The organism is Streptomyces sp. CA-106110 (genome assembly GCF_050936285.1).
GTDB lineage: Bacteria > Actinomycetota > Actinomycetes > Streptomycetales > Streptomycetaceae > Streptomyces.
Genome location: NZ_JBNJNB010000001.1, coordinates 10,652,782 through 10,666,584 on the forward strand (window position 1 = coordinate 10,652,782; position 13,803 = coordinate 10,666,584).

At 68.2% G+C, this 13,803-nt stretch carries 12 protein-coding genes and 1 pseudogene; 4 read left to right on the forward strand and 9 right to left on the reverse strand.

Going from position 1 to position 13,803, the window contains the following annotated elements; all coding sequences use genetic code 11:
- The first annotated feature begins 258 nt into the window (after window positions 1-258).
- Complete coding sequence (locus ACQEXA_RS49160; protein ID WP_432923744.1) at window positions 259-1,044, forward strand: DUF4253 domain-containing protein; 786 nt, start codon at window positions 259-261, stop codon at window positions 1,042-1,044.
- 256 nt (window positions 1,045-1,300) lie between these two features.
- On the opposite strand, the gene ACQEXA_RS49165 is transcribed toward ACQEXA_RS49160, so the two are convergent.
- Window positions 1,301-1,498 carry a hypothetical protein gene (locus ACQEXA_RS49165; protein WP_432923742.1) on the reverse strand — a complete coding sequence of 66 codons (198 nt, stop codon included), beginning with the start codon at window positions 1,496-1,498 and terminating at the stop codon, window positions 1,301-1,303.
- Between the two features lie 707 nt (window positions 1,499-2,205).
- Here ACQEXA_RS49165 and ACQEXA_RS49170 point away from each other — a divergent pair.
- Window positions 2,206-2,427 (forward strand): annotated as a pseudogene (locus ACQEXA_RS49170) (IS5/IS1182 family transposase); the annotation flags it as partial.
- A gap of 261 nt (window positions 2,428-2,688) precedes the next feature.
- Here ACQEXA_RS49170 and ACQEXA_RS49175 read toward each other — a convergent pair.
- From ACQEXA_RS49175 to ACQEXA_RS49190, 4 genes are all read right to left on the reverse strand, one after another.
- A complete protein-coding gene (locus ACQEXA_RS49175) occupies window positions 2,689-2,892 on the reverse strand; it encodes a cold-shock protein (RefSeq protein WP_359391878.1) in 204 nt (67 codons plus the stop codon).
- A 1,083-nt stretch (window positions 2,893-3,975) separates the two neighbouring features.
- Window positions 3,976-5,130 carry an FUSC family protein gene (locus tag ACQEXA_RS49180; protein WP_432923740.1) on the reverse strand — a complete coding sequence of 385 codons (1,155 nt, stop codon included), beginning with the start codon at window positions 5,128-5,130 and terminating at the stop codon, window positions 3,976-3,978.
- Between the two features lie 56 nt (window positions 5,131-5,186).
- Entirely contained in the window at window positions 5,187-5,522 is a 336-nt protein-coding gene (locus tag ACQEXA_RS49185) for a hypothetical protein (RefSeq protein WP_432940044.1), read from the reverse strand.
- A gap of 551 nt (window positions 5,523-6,073) precedes the next feature.
- Complete coding sequence (locus ACQEXA_RS49190; RefSeq protein ID WP_359391880.1) at window positions 6,074-6,295, reverse strand: hypothetical protein; 222 nt, start codon at window positions 6,293-6,295, stop codon at window positions 6,074-6,076.
- A gap of 268 nt (window positions 6,296-6,563) precedes the next feature.
- On the opposite strand from ACQEXA_RS49190, the gene ACQEXA_RS49195 reads away from it, so the two are divergent.
- Complete coding sequence (locus ACQEXA_RS49195) at window positions 6,564-7,580, forward strand: DNA-directed RNA polymerase subunit alpha (RefSeq protein WP_359391881.1); 1,017 nt, start codon at window positions 6,564-6,566, stop codon at window positions 7,578-7,580.
- Between the two features lie 265 nt (window positions 7,581-7,845).
- On the opposite strand, the gene ACQEXA_RS49200 is transcribed toward ACQEXA_RS49195, so the two are convergent.
- The gene (locus ACQEXA_RS49200; RefSeq protein WP_433133119.1) at window positions 7,846-8,388 is read right to left on the reverse strand and encodes a GNAT family N-acetyltransferase; all 543 of its coding nucleotides are present in this window, start codon (window positions 8,386-8,388) and stop codon (window positions 7,846-7,848) included.
- A gap of 547 nt (window positions 8,389-8,935) precedes the next feature.
- Here ACQEXA_RS49200 and ACQEXA_RS49205 point away from each other — a divergent pair.
- On the forward strand, window positions 8,936-9,652 hold the full coding sequence (locus ACQEXA_RS49205; protein WP_432923735.1) for a TSUP family transporter: 717 nt from the start codon (window positions 8,936-8,938) through the stop codon (window positions 9,650-9,652).
- A gap of 169 nt (window positions 9,653-9,821) precedes the next feature.
- On the opposite strand, the gene ACQEXA_RS49210 is transcribed toward ACQEXA_RS49205, so the two are convergent.
- The 3 genes from ACQEXA_RS49210 to ACQEXA_RS49220 form a co-directional block, all read right to left on the reverse strand.
- Window positions 9,822-9,998, reverse strand: a complete 177-nt coding sequence (locus ACQEXA_RS49210) for a DUF2750 domain-containing protein (RefSeq protein WP_432923733.1) — start codon at window positions 9,996-9,998, stop codon at window positions 9,822-9,824.
- A gap of 1,020 nt (window positions 9,999-11,018) precedes the next feature.
- On the reverse strand, window positions 11,019-13,292 hold the full coding sequence (locus ACQEXA_RS49215; RefSeq protein ID WP_433133121.1) for an NACHT domain-containing protein: 2,274 nt from the start codon (window positions 13,290-13,292) through the stop codon (window positions 11,019-11,021).
- Between the two features lie 40 nt (window positions 13,293-13,332).
- Complete coding sequence (locus ACQEXA_RS49220; protein ID WP_432923729.1) at window positions 13,333-13,650, reverse strand: trypco2 family protein; 318 nt, start codon at window positions 13,648-13,650, stop codon at window positions 13,333-13,335.
- Between the last annotated feature and the right edge of the window lie 153 nt (window positions 13,651-13,803).

Genomic DNA, 13,803 nt, shown 5'->3' on the forward strand with positions numbered 1-13,803 from the left:
GGAGCGGGTGGAACGGCTTTGGTCGGTGGCCTGGCTGTGCCGTGGAGGCCCGGCTTGGAAGACGCTGTATGCGGATCGCGGCTGACCTGGTGGGGCACTGACCTGGGCCGGGCGCGATCGGCGCTGCTGTTCCCCGTGAGTCCCCGTTGAGTCGCGTCGGACCGGGCACGCAACGCGCAGGCCTCGAGTGGCGACACACGCAGCCCGGCCGTATGGGGCGGTGTGCGACCGAAGGGAGCCGAGGTCTATCGTCCGGGCATGGGTTTCGCGTTGCCAGAGGGTCTTCCCCCGGGGCGGTTCGTCTCCTCGGGGTTCGCGTGCGTCTGGGTTGCGGACGAACTGCCGTCTGACGTCGATGGCGTGTGGCGCCCCCTGTTGCGCGGGCAAGAAGGCACCGGACTGGTGCCGCTGCTGGGCGGGGCGTTCCTCGGTCGTCCAACAGATCTGGCAGAAATATCCGCTGTCCGTCTGGAGAACGTCCTGGCCTCGGACTTCGCCGAGTATAGGCGCCGCCGCCTGTCCTGGTGGACGGACCCGACACCGGTGCCGGTGCCGGTGCCCGAGGGCATCGCGCCGTGGCCGCACGATCCAGGCCCGCCCTTCGAGACATGGCCGGGTCTGGCACCGGCGACGCCGGTGGCGGACGCTTATCCCTCCCCGGCGGACGCTGCAGCGCGCACGATCGGTCACCTCATAGCTACAAACCCGTACAGGCTGGCCGGGTGCAGCCTCGTGCTGGTCCCCGCACAGCACAGCGCCGATATCCCAGCACTTCTCGGCTGGAATGCGGAGGCTCCGCTGCCGCTGGTGTGCGCGCTGCTGCGCAGCTGGGAAGAGCGATTCGGCGCCCGGGTGGTGGGGATGGGAGGCGAGTTGTTCGTCTCCGTTGCCCGCCCGCCGCGAACCGCCGCGCACGCGAACCTTCTTGCCCTGGAGCATGTCCTGTCGACCGCCGACAACATCGTCGACGATCCGCCGACTCCCTTCCCCGCGTACGCGCGGAGCCTGCCGCAGCGAACGCACTGGTCGTTCTGGTGGGACTGACTCGTCGGCGCCAAGTGCCGGACGAGCGTTCCCGCAGCCAGCGGCTGACCTGCGGACTCACTGAATCGCGGGCAGAACCAACAGAGCGGGTTCGAGCTCGTGGTGCAGTTGCACTACGCCGGCGAGTTGTTGGCGGCCGGTGTGCGGGCCTGACGCCCAGTCGCCCGCACACCCTGCGACCCGTTTTCCTGTCCGCAGGGGGAGGTCTCCTTGGTCCCACGGCCAGGTGGCGGACCTTTGAGCATGCGGAATGCAACTACGGGGGGAGCGCAGTGTTACGGCAAGTACGGCACAAGGTCTTGCGCAGGGTCTCGGCCTGGTCGAGGGGCATGGGTGTGACGCTGTACGTCCCGATCCCCTGCGCGGCGTTCCCGAGTTGCCCGGCAGCGATGTCTCGGCAGTCCTCGTAGAGGTGATAGCGGTCGCCTCTCTCCGGTACGTAGACGTCGCTCATGGTGGCCTCCTTCAAAAAGGGTGTGGGACGCCCCGCCGTCACTGGGGCGACGGCGGGGTCGTGGGTGTAGAACGGCATTCGGCGCGGGCCTTCAGTGTGGCAGGCCGTCAGTCTGGAGCTCGAGGTCCGGTCGGCAGATGGCGTTCTGACCGGGGGGCGACTTCGAGGACCTCCTTGCCCGCGCGCGATCATCCCACCCTGTCCGGCCAGCAGCGGAGCCATTGAGCTCGGGGCGGCGGCAGAGCAGTGGGTCGAGACCGATGGGTTCGACGATGCGGGACCGCTCGGTGACCTGTTGAGTGAACTGTCGGCGCTGGCACGCGGCGCCATCGAACGTGGCTAACGCCTCTACTGCTGGGTCTGTGTCTGAGACCCGTTTGCTACTGAGGACGGTGCGCCTGGGCTCAGGGCGTCGACCTGGACTTCCTCAACATAGATTCGCGGATGAGCACCTGCGGCGGTACCCAACCCGCCATCTCTGACCAGGGGTAAGCCGTCGACGTCTGTCGTCGTCGGCTGCCCTCGGACGGCCCAGAGGCGGCCCAGAGACGGCGGCCCGGATCACGGCCCTCGACACCAGACCCTTCGTTAGGAGCGAAGTTGGGGCATCACAGGCGTGACCTGTGGGTTTCCAACGCAACAACCACGACGTCGTCGTGTACTCATTGCTCGGCGGTCCGTGAGTTCAGAAACCGAAGAAGTGAAAGGCCGCGACGCTGACCGGCGGGAACCGCAACGACGTCACCCAGCTGATCCCGCTGATCCAGGCCCTCCCGCCGATCCGTGGTAAGCGCGGTCAGCCGCTGCGCCGCCTCCGGCGCATCTATGCCGACCGCGGCTGCGACCACGGCGTCTACCGCGACCGGGTCCGCCGGTTCGAGATCACCCCAGGCATCGCCCGGCGCGGCATCGAGCACGGCTCCGACCTCGTATCGAAGTCCCGTTAGCGGAGTGCCCAGTTAGGAAAAGGAACAGGTCCAGCTTCTGCCTGGAGCGCCTCTTGCCTCAGCCGCGCAACGGCCGGCTACTCCGCTTGGGACGTCCTCGGGCGCGTTATGCCAATGTCCGGTGGTCGCAGACAGGTGCCGGGATTCCCCAGGGGCCCTGCGCGATAAAGCGTGGGCCAGCGCTCGTGGAGACGCTGGCCCAGGCCCTGTCCACGCCGCCGTTGCCGGAGGCCCGGGACACCGTCAGGCGGGGCGGATGTTCTCCGCCTGGGGGCCCTTCTGGCCCTGCGTGACGTCGAAGCTCACCCGCTGGCCTTCCTGCAGCTCGCGGAAGCCCTGGGCGGCGATGTTCGAGTAGTGCGCGAAGACGTCGGGGCCGCCGCCGTCCTGCTGGATGAACCCGAAGCCCTTTTCCGCGTTGAACCACTTCACGGTACCGGTGGCCATGCTTTTCTCCTCACATGGGTCGTCTCGTGTTCCACTCCACGTGGAACCCTGGTTGCTGAAATGACCCATCCGGAGCACACCGGGAAAACAAAATACGCCTGAAGGTCATATACCATCAGGCGCACACTGATTTTCATGGGTACCAACTGCAACTAAGCCCAAACTAGCACGGATCCGTGTGTGGCGCGGGTCCAGCGAGACCGTCGTGGACTGCCCCGTCGAGGGTGGAGACCGTCAGCCGACTGGTTCCGGTTTCAGAACCGCACAGACAGGTACGGCTGCGCACGGCAGATATGGCTTACGTCGGCATGTGACGCTCAGCCCCTTGCGCTTGAAGACGATCCCTCCGAGCAGTGGTCGTATCCGGACTTGACCGAGGGATACGACCTGCTCAGGGCTATCCGACTACCGGGGGCGTCATCTTCACAGACGTGTCCCCTGGGCCTGAGGCGGCCTTGATCCGCAGTAGCACTTCGTAGGACGAAATCTGTACGTGGCTAGTGCCCCCGTTGGCCCAGAGCAGGACAGTCTGGGGCTCATCACCGCATCGCCAAGACACCAGAAGATGTGCGCGACGTTGCATGTGCCGTTCATCAGGTTGACCGGGGCGACGTTTTCGGGGTCGGTCGAATCCGGGTTGCAGTCGGCGAGGCAGAGGACGGCCAGACTCAGGAGAACCGACTGGGCAGCCATTGCGGTTCAGAAGGCTGGTCGGACAGTCGTAGGGGACCGACGGCGGCCACCTTCGGTTTTGATGGTTGCTGAAATTCGCTGCCCTACTGCAATCGGGTAAGGCCCTTACGGATGCTCGGTTCACCGGCCGCTTCCGGTGAGCGAACGGCCTCAGGTGGCGTCGGCCGGCAGGCGCCGGCCCTTGGGACAGGCACTCCTGCTCGCCACCGAGGCACGCGCAGCCTGCCAACGCCACGCCTGCCGAATGGCCACCCCCGGCCGCCGCAGCCGAACCCGTTCGGGAAGGGGAGGAACGACCACGGTGACCCGGCGCGGCGGACAGCCGCCGGGCAGCGGTGCGCAGGCCTGCGTGGCGGATGCCGGCGGCAGTGCGCGCCCGCCGCTGCCCGCTCATGCGTGGAAGGCGCCGCGATGCGGGCCGATGTCCGGGTCGAGTTCGTGGATCATCTTGCGGGCGTCCTCGAGGATGCCCGCCGTGCACAGCACCTTCCAGTCCGCATAGCCGGGCGACTGGTCGAGGGCGGTACGCGAGAAGGCGGCCTCGGCGGCAACGAGGACAGTCCTGAGCCGCTGGAGCAGGTCCGTGTCGGGTGGGTTTTCCACGGCGTGTACGTCGGCCAGCAGTCCGAGCAGGGCGGCGAGGTCGGCCAGGACCCGGTCCAGACCCGGTGGGGCGCTCGCGGGTTCGGGCAGCAGACGGCTGTCGTGCTGGTCCCCGCGATGGGGCGGCCGACCTTCACGGAAGGTCAGGTTGTACAGGCCCCGGGTGATGCCGCGGACCTGGTGCCCGACGTGGTCCAGACACTGGGTGGCCTCGGCAAGCCGATCGATCCGGGGCCGGGCCCTGCCTGCGCGGGGCCGGAACCGAATGGCATCCTCCGCTTCGCGCACCGCCTTGCGGACCGACTCCAGCCGCTTGGACAGCTCCCGGGCACGGCTGACCCACTGCCCGCTGTACGCCGCCCAGTCACCCGCGGCGAGCTGGGCGGACACCTGGGTCAGCAGGTCGGCGATCTGCCGGGTCAGACGGGCCAGTTCCTCGCCCGCGCGCCGGGTGAATCCAGGTGCGGGCAGCAGGAGGCCGACCAGGGTGCCGATGAGGACGCCCACCACGTTGTCCTCCAGGCGGGTCGCACCGTATCCGAAGTGAGCGGCGGTGCCCATCACCAGCACCGCCGTCAAGGCGACCTGATGCATCTGCGGTCCGAGCCGCAGCAGTCTCCCCGCATACATGCCGATCAGGGTGGCAAGCAGCACCGTGACCGCGTTCACACCCAGCGACGCGGCGGCTGCCACGCCCAGCAGGAATCCGACACCGATCCCTGCCGCACGCTGCAGGCTTTTGCGCGCGGTCGCGAACGGCGTCGCGTGCGCCCCCAGAATCGCCCCCGCGGGCGCCAGCGAGGCCGAGTCGGAATGCAGAAGTGCGGTCGCGATCCACCAGGACAGCCCGGCGGCGACGGCCGTACGCACCACCATCGCTCCATCCCCGAACCCGGCCACCATCCGGGAGCGCACCGCAGCGGTGCGTGGACGAGTATCCATGGGGGCTCTCCTCGTACCGTGCCAGGTTCCTCAGCCATCCGCCGAGGGAGAACTCGTCAGGCCGCCTGCCTGCATCCTCCGCCCCCGTGCGCGCCGGACGCCGTCAGCCGCAGTGCCGTGTCGATCAACGGCACATGGCTGAACGCCTGTGGGAAGTTTCCGACCTGCCACTGCAGCCATGGGTCCCACTCCTCGGCGAGCAGAGCGAGGAACAACCGGCCGTCGGGCAGCGCGAGCGCGGGACAGCTGGTCGCGGCGCCCACGATGCCCGAGAGGGCGAGAGCGGCGAGCGCGTGGGCGGCGCCGGACACAAGGAAGGGTCCGGCGAGGGTGGGGATGCCGAGGGACTGGGCGAGGCTCCCGGTCGGGGCGGCGAGATCGGGGCCAGCCACGGCGCCCAGGGTGGTCGCGACCCGGCGCGATCACTTCCACGGTTGAGAGGCGACAACACCCCTACTTGGAAGCATCCAGTACGCGAGCGTATCGGCAGAGCCGCTTACCGTCGCCGCGTCGGTCGCAGGGGTGTTCACCTGCGTTCGTGGGCGGCTTGCCTACGGGAAGGGCCCGGCACACGGTCTCGGCTGAACGACGGTGAACGGGGCCGAATCAGACGGGAACTGAGACGGCCGCACTCCTCACCGCAGCACCGGAGACGGCCCTCGGTCAGCTGTCCTGACCACCGCACTCGTGGGAGCTAGGCCGCCTTGGGTCGCGCCGTGTGCGTGCCCGAGGCGGGCTCCTGGGCATCCTCGAGGGGGAAAGTCTCGTCTTCCCCGAAGTCCGGGGCCTGGAAGGGGTTTGTCGTCGGAGGCGGCGATGCCGCAGTGGCACAGCGGGGTTGCCCTTCCAGGGCGGAGAACAGCGACGTCAGGTCGATGAGATGTCTCTCTTTCGTTACAGGTCCCTGAGGGGGCCTGGCGTTCCGTGACCGGGCACAGCGGTCCTACAGTTTGGTCATCTTGGCGTACGGGCTCAAGATCCGCATTTGCGCCGAGCCGAAATCCACGAGTGCCGCGATTCCGTCCTCGATGCCGATCACCCGGCCGAGGCCATACGTGTCGTGCGTGACCTGGTCGCCCACGGCGAAGTGCTTAGGAGCCGGCGTGACCGGGGCCTTGAAGGGGCTGGTAGGCAAGTGACGTTTCGGTGCAGCAGGCTTTGTCATCGCCCCCAGTATGCACCCACGAACTACGCTGGTGGCAGACTCTCAAGGGCAGGAGTAGCTGATCGTTAGACTCCACTCCTGCAAGAGCTGAACCTGCCGTCCGCCTAAGCGCCGCCGCGTCTGAGGTACGGCTTGCCTGAGGATTCAGGCGGTACCTCCCCATCAGGAGTCGTACCGCCCGTATCCTTGCAGTACCCGCACCCTGCCGGGTGCGGCCCCGTCGGGCGTCATATAGCGGGCGTCCACGACTGAAGGATCTGATCCACAGATGCTGATCGCTCAGCGACCCTCGTTGACCGAAGAGGTCGTCGACGAGTTCCGTTCCCGGTTCGTGATCGAGCCGCTGGAGCCGGGCTTCGGCTACACCCTCGGTAACTCCCTCCGTCGCACCCTCCTGTCGTCGATCCCCGGCGCTGCTGTCACCAGCATCCGTATCGACGGTGTCCTGCACGAGTTCACCACCGTGCCGGGCGTCAAGGAGGACGTCACCGACCTGATCCTCAACATCAAGCAGCTGGTCGTCTCCTCGGAGCACGACGAGCCGGTCGTGATGTACCTGCGCAAGCAGGGTCCGGGTCTGGTCGCCGCCGCCGACATCGCGCCCCCGGCCGGTGTCGAGGTGCACAACCCCGACCTCGTCCTGGCCACGCTCAACGGCAAGGGCAAGCTGGAGATGGAGCTGACCGTGGAGCGCGGTCGCGGCTACGTCTCCGCCGTGCAGAACAAGCAGGTGGGTCAGGAGATCGGCCGTATCCCGGTCGACTCCATCTACTCGCCGGTTCTCAAGGTCACCTACAAGGTCGAGGCGACGCGTGTCGAGCAGCGCACCGACTTCGACAAGCTGATCGTCGATGTCGAGACCAAGCAGGCGATGCGTCCGCGGGATGTCATGGCCTCCGCCGGCAAGACTCTGGTCGAGCTGTTCGGTCTCGCCCGCGAGCTGAACATCGACGCCGAGGGCATTGACATGGGCCCGTCCCCCACGGACGCCGCCCTGGCCGCCGACCTGGCGCTGCCGATCGAGGAGCTGGAGCTCACGGTCCGCTCCTACAACTGCCTCAAGCGTGAGGGCGTCCACTCGGTGGGTGAGCTCCTGGCGCGCTCCGAGGCCGACCTGCTGGACATCCGCAACTTCGGTGCGAAGTCCATCGACGAGGTCAAGGCGAAGCTGGCCGGCCTGGGCCTGGCCCTGAAGGACAGCCCGCCTGGATTCGACCCGACCGCTGCCGCCTTCGACGCGGACGACAACGCGAGCACGGGTTTCATGGAGACCGAGCAGTACTGAGAAGTGCAGATCCAGAGGTGAGCCGTCCTTTGGTGGGGCGTAGGGCCGGTCAGCCCAATTCCACCAGACGTGCTGGCTCGAGCACCCGCCGGTCCCATGCGGCGGGTGCTCCCGTTGTCGTCCTCGCGTCGGCTCAGAACGGAGGCTCCGGCCTTCAGCGGGCCGTCGCAGGGCGGACGGATGGGCATGGAGGTTTGTTCATCCGGAGCCTGCCGGTCGCGGGTCTGGCTGAGCGTGCGATCGGTGCTCGGGTAACAACTGAGGGTCAGGGGCGGTTCAGACCCCACGTCTGCAGGGCGTAGGGTCGCCCCTTCTCCTCACCCTTTATCAGCGGCATGTCGAGCAGGCTGAAGCCCGCCTTGGTGGCCACGGCGACGCTGGCGGCGTTTTCGGCCTCCAGCTCCAGGATCACCCGCTCCGCGCCCAACTGCTCGAAGGCATATGCCGCCACCACCCGCACTGCCCGCGCCGCCAGACCATGGCCGCGGTGCGCCGGGCCGACCGCGTAGCCGAGCTCCGTGCCCTCGGGAGCACGCCGCAGCATCACCTCGCCGAGCGGTGCGCCGCCGTCGACGGTTATGGCGAGCAGGATGGTCGTGCCCTCCGCCCGCAACTGTCGGTCCCGGTCCAGCCGTGCGCGGGCGGCCGTTTCGTCGAACGGGGAGACGATCGGTGTCCAGTACGCGATGTCGGGGTGGTCAAACAGCTCCGGCATAGCGACCAGGTCCGCCTCCGTCCAGTCGCGCAGGACGAGACCCTCCCCGGAGAGCTCGATCCGCTCGGGAAAGGACGACGTGGTGGTGCTCATGCTGGGGGACCTCCCTGGTCTGTTCAGGACGAGGCAGAATAACCGGGGGCGGGCCAAAGGCTCACCGGCATTTTCCGGCAACTCTCAAAGCCCGGCCGTGATGGGGCCAGACAGCAGCGCCGACGACTCCCGCGGGCCACTTGCGAGAGCACGATCACTCCGTCTGGGTGCCCGGCACGTGACCTGCGGCCGGTCGACCTGAGCCGAAAGCGCGCGAGGTATCCGTCAGCCCTCAAGATTGACTGCTTTGCCCCTGTATCCGGCACGGCTGTCGCACGCACCGAGCGGGGTTGGCGGACACACCCCAGCACGTTCTGCTTCTGCGAATAGCTGCCGGGTGCCGTTGCCATCAGCGCTGCCGTCACCATGCCGACGTTCAACTGCCCGGTACGCATACGCATCGACGGGTCAGACAGAACCCCTTCGCCCCCGCAACCGGCTGCAAGGTCATTGCGTTTCAGGACCCTGGTCGTAAAGGCTTCAGTGTCTCGCCGAAGCCGAAGGAGGAACGTGTGGGGAGTCACCGGTGACTGGCTGGCCGGCCGACGTGCTGCTGTACGGAATTGTCCTGGCAGGTGCGTCGGTGCAATGGCTCACCGGAATGGGGTTCGCACTCGTCGCGGTACCGGCGTTGATACTCGTCCTCGGTCCCGGAACGGGGGTGGCGTTGGCCAACTGCGCGGCCGGCGCCATCAGCGTCGTCGGCATTGCCGAAGGCTGGCGGAACGTGCGCCTGGTGGCGATGGTGCCGTTGATCGCCGCGGCAGCGTGCACCGTACCGGTCGGGACCTGGACGGCCGCACAGCTACCCGAGCCGACGCTGCTGATCGGCGTTGGAGCACTGGTGAGTACGGCGGTTGTGTTGGTGCTGCGTGGACTGCGCATTCCCGCGCTGCGTGGCACCTGGGGAGCCGTGGCGGCCGGGGCTGTGGGCGGCTTCATGAACTCGTCGGCCGCAGTAGGTGGTCCACCGTTGTCCTTGTACGCCGTGAACGCGGGCTGGACCGTGCGGGAGTTCGTCCCCAACGCGCAGTTCTACGGGGTAGCGGTGAACGCGTTGTCTCTTGCGGCGAACGGCTTGCCGCGGCTCAACGCGTCGGTCTGGGAACTGGTCGTTGTCGCCATGACGGCAGGCGCCGCGATCGGAAAAGTGCTGGCTGGGCGAGTGCCGGATGGACACGCTCGTCGTCTCGTGCTTCTGCTCGCGCTGGCCGGCGGGATATCGGCTCTCGCGAAGGGGCTGTGGAAGCTCCACGGACTTTAAGTACGATCCCGCAGGTCCACGGCCACATCGACCGTCCACCCCGCAAGCCGGACTCACTGTTCGCCGACGGCGGCTACGACCGCGACGTCTACGGTAACCAGGTCCGAGCCCGAGGCCTCGTGCCGGCCACTGCCCGCTGCGGAACGCGGCACGACACCGGGCACGGCACCTACCTGATCTTCGCTGCCCTTTTGGCACGGGCCGACGTCGACCAGAACGGGAGGCTCCGCGTGCCATCGGGCTCGCGGGGAGCCGGGCTGCCGTCGGTGTCCCGGACAAGCCAGACGACTCTGCTCTGGTGGACGTCGCGGAAGAATGCTGCCGCCTGCGAACCACTCTGACTCATGACCACCACAGCCTAGGGGGCGATGGGCGTGCGCAAGCCAACCTCAGGCGAAGACAGTCTCCGCGAACGAGAGTTCCCGCACCCTGACCCGGCGTCCGCCTCACCTCGTCGGCCGATAGCTGGGACAGAGGCTGACCCGAATGCCGGGCAGCGGTGGGATGGTGGTGCCCGGCGGTGCGTGTCGCAGGACGAGCCGGCGCAGTTCCGGCAGCTTCGCGGCCAAGGCGGCCAAGTCCTCTTCAGGTGACCAGTCCATGATCACCGAGCGGACGCCGTCCACCTCGTCGAACCGGATCCCTCGCGCGCCGGCCGCAAGGCTGAGCCGACGAACGTGCAGTCCGGCCGGGAGACGCTCCGAGTCGCGCGGACGTGATTCGAGGCGCAGGCTGTCCAGTCGTATGTCGGCCAGGCTGGCGAGGTCCGCCCGGGTGGTGATCCCGGAGATGACGAGCCTGGACAGCTGCATCTCGCGCAGCGGGGAAAGGTCCACGGGCAGGGCGCCGGCGTTCCTGGCGCACCGGTCCAGAACCAGGACCCGGAGGGACTGGGCGCCGGTCAGGGCACGCAGCGAGGTCATGTCGTTGTCGCGCAGGGTGAGGCGCCGCAGCCGGGGCAGGGTGGCGAGCTGGCGCAGATCGAAAACGTTGTTGCGCAGCGTCAGGTCGGAGATGGTCCTCAGGTGGCCGATGTGGTCGATACGCCGACCGTTCTGCAACTCGACGCCGAAACGGCTGAAGTCGACCTCTCCGAGCACGTCGCGCGCGTACGTCTCGTAGTCTCCGTGCCGCCCCCACGCCTCCAGGAGCTCGTTGATCACGCGGCTCGGGGAGCCTTCCACGGTGTACTGCAGGATCTTCTCGACCGCACCGGGTGGGTTCCAGCGGGCCGCAACCCTGGCCGCCGCACGCACCACCAGCACGGCCTGCTCGTCGTTCACGCCCCTGGGGTCGGGCAGTAGGTCGAGGACGATCGGGCCGGCCTCGACGAGTTGGTCGGCGGCGACCGCGGTCCGGGGCGGAATCAGCTCGGCCATGGCGTCGTTGACGAGCTGCCGTACGTCGGGCGAGTTCCCGGTCTGCTGCGGGAGGACGTCGGTCTGCTCCAGGATGGCGGCGGCGAGCAGGTACAGGGCGTCGCGGTGGCCGGGTTCGGCCCGGCTACGCGCCAGCAACTGCCGTAGCAACTGGATCCGTTCTGATGGGCGGGCATGGGCGCCCGCCATGACCACCACGTCATGCCACTGCGGCTTGTCGGCGTTGTCCAGCAGCATCGGGAGGTTGTCCTCGTCGACCGCCTCCTTCGCGGCGAGGTGGTCGCGGAAGGTACGGTGTACGAACTCGAGGGAGCCGTCCGGCAGTTCGCGTACGACCCCGCTTTCGTGGGCCAGATATCGCAGCACCGGTCCGGGTCCACGTCGCCGCGCAGCCCGATGATGGACGACTCCACCCGGCGCCGGGCGAGCTCCGGCGTGAGCACCAGCTGGCGGTTGAGGACCAGCCAGAACGCGATGCGCTGGAGGAGCTTCAGCATCCCCTCGTAGCGCAGCGGCGGCTCGGACACGGTGTCCGATGCGGGTGCGAAGCCGCCGTTCCGCTCGCCGCCTTCCCGCGCGCGGTACCGGCGTCGCAGATGCGGCCAGCGCACCAGCAGCAGTTCCAGAGCGTCGTCGTAGACCTGTTTGCGACTCTCCGGCAGATGCTCGCCACGCTCCAGGTGCAGCGCGCACAGCAGCCCGCACAGCAGCGGGTTGGCGCTCATCCCGCGCAGCGCGGACCGGTTGGACAGAGTGATCAGCAGCTGCCGTTCGCAGTGCGTCAGCTCCTTGCGTATCTCGTCACCGGAGGCGGTGCCGGGCTGGTCGGCGCGTGCCGCCTCGTGCCAGCCGTGCACGTACTCGTCGATGCTGTGACGGCTCATCGGCAGCAGGTCGTACTGCTGAAAATCGCGGTCCGCCCACCACTGTTCGGCCACGATGGAGGGGCGGGTGGTGACGATGCACCGGGTGCCGGGGTGCGCCTCCACGTGCTCCTCGACCCATTCCTCGATGTGCATCCGCTCACGCGGGGGTATCTCGTCCAGTCCGTCGAGAAGCAGGAGCACGCGGCCCGCTGCCAGCATGCGCCGTATCCAGCCCTCGGGCATCTCCGGGCGCAGCACGGGGGCGATCAGCTCGTGGAGGGAAGGCGGTCGGCCGCCTTCGAACCGCGCCAGCTCCAGGACGAACGGCACGGGCGCCGGTTCACCCGTTTCGCTCGGGGTCCGTGCGGCGCGGAAACCGAGCCAGCGCAGCAGCGTGCTCTTGCCCGAGCCCACCACGCCGCGCACCAGGGCGCGTGATCGGTTTCCGAGGGCCTGGTCGGCTCGGATTCCGGCGGTCACGATCGCCTCGTCCCGCGGGTCCCGCCGGCTCACCGTCAGGGGGACGTAGCCCGTGGCGAACCTGTGCCGGCGCGTGATGCCGTGCGGGCCCACGCCGAAGAACTCGAACCGGTCGAGCGTGCGTGCCATGAAGCCGCGGTATCGGTCGGCGAACTCCTCGTCCCCCTGGTCGGGGGCTGGTACGACGTCGGGCAGCTGTGCGGACTGCTCGGGGACGGACAGCAACTCCCGGAGCAGGACCCGCCGGTCCGGATCGAGTCCGTCGAGCGCCAGGTCGAACCGGGCGGCGGTCAGGATCCCCAGGTCGTCCCCGAGGTGGTGTGTGGTGACGACGCCGACGATCCGGTCCTCCGCCCACAGTGCGGCCCCGGACATGCCCTCCCACGGAGACACCGCGCCGTTGTTCTCCGGGGCGAGAGGCGCGGGCCGGGCGGAGACGACCACTTCCAGGGTCCGCTCCCGCCACTGCGACAGGACCGCCACCGATCCCACCACGTGCGCGCTGTCCCGGTACCGGGTCGCCGTGCTCCCGGTGCCCTCAGCCAGCGGATCAACGCGGTCGGCGCGCAGCTTCCATCGAGGGAAGCCGACTGCCTGCACGGGCAGTTGAGCGGCCCGTGCCCTGATCCGCCCGAAGCGAGCCGGTGGCAGAGCCGGTTCGTCCGGCCGCGGAGTGACAGTCACCACCGCGATGTCCGAAGCCGCGTCGGCAGACCAGGACACCGCGGTTGTGGTCCACTCTCCGGGCAGGTCGGGCTCGAACCGTACGTCTACGGATACGGCGCCCTTCAGCACATGGGCCGCAGTCAGTACGGCGTCGCCGGTGACCCGGTAGCCCGAGTCACGCCGCCGGCCCTCAGCGCAAGTGAACAGTAGCTCGGCGACGCGAGCGCGGTCCAGGGACGCGGTACTCATGTGTCCACCGCCGCACGCGCAGGTGCCTCTGTCCCCGTACTCATCGCTCGCCGTCGACCTCCCTGCCGGAGATCAACACGGTTATCGGCCTGCCATCGACCGTGTGGGTCGGTCGGGGCTCCAGAACCAGCTTGATGCGCTGGGCTGCAGTGTTTGTGATCTTGCCGTCGGCGCCGAGTTCCGCGACCCAGAATCTGATCTTTCCCTGGGCGCCGCCCTCCCTGCCCACGGTCAGGGCCAACTCCAGTTCGATCGGTCCCAGTTCGAACCGGAGTCCGGCGTCTTCGCCGGCACGCATCGCCTCGGTGAGCTCCGCGCGTAACTGCGCGATGAGTTCCGCCAGTTCCAGAGCCGCCATTCCGACCACCCTCGGTACCGCAAGTGCTGAGCTGGACACGTCATCATCGGGAGCGAGTTTCAACGTACAACATGTCGTCTGAGTCATCGGTGAGTTGAGCGGTGCCGGTACGGCAATTTCTGGTGAAGGTCGACCAGAAGCGGCGTCATGTCC

Excerpts from the sequence above, each read along its gene's own strand:
- ACQEXA_RS49160 (WP_432923744.1), top strand. The coding sequence starts at position 259 with ATGGGTTTCGCGTTGCCAGAGGGTCTTCCCCCGGGGCGGTTCGTCTCC.
- ACQEXA_RS49165 (WP_432923742.1), bottom strand. The coding sequence starts at position 1,498 with ATGAGCGACGTCTACGTACCGGAGAGAGGCGACCGCTATCACCTCTAC.
- ACQEXA_RS49175 (WP_359391878.1), bottom strand. The coding sequence starts at position 2,892 with ATGGCCACCGGTACCGTGAAGTGGTTCAACGCGGAAAAGGGCTTCGGG.
- ACQEXA_RS49180 (WP_432923740.1), bottom strand. The coding sequence starts at position 5,130 with ATGGATACTCGTCCACGCACCGCTGCGGTGCGCTCCCGGATGGTGGCC.
- ACQEXA_RS49190 (WP_359391880.1), bottom strand. The coding sequence starts at position 6,295 with ATGACAAAGCCTGCTGCACCGAAACGTCACTTGCCTACCAGCCCCTTC.
- ACQEXA_RS49195 (WP_359391881.1), top strand. The coding sequence starts at position 6,564 with ATGCTGATCGCTCAGCGACCCTCGTTGACCGAAGAGGTCGTCGACGAG.
- ACQEXA_RS49200 (WP_433133119.1), bottom strand. The coding sequence starts at position 8,388 with ATGAGCACCACCACGTCGTCCTTTCCCGAGCGGATCGAGCTCTCCGGG.
- ACQEXA_RS49210 (WP_432923733.1), bottom strand. The coding sequence starts at position 9,998 with ATGAGTCAGAGTGGTTCGCAGGCGGCAGCATTCTTCCGCGACGTCCAC.
- ACQEXA_RS49215 (WP_433133121.1), bottom strand. The coding sequence starts at position 13,292 with ATGAGTACCGCGTCCCTGGACCGCGCTCGCGTCGCCGAGCTACTGTTC.
- ACQEXA_RS49220 (WP_432923729.1), bottom strand. The coding sequence starts at position 13,650 with ATGGCGGCTCTGGAACTGGCGGAACTCATCGCGCAGTTACGCGCGGAG.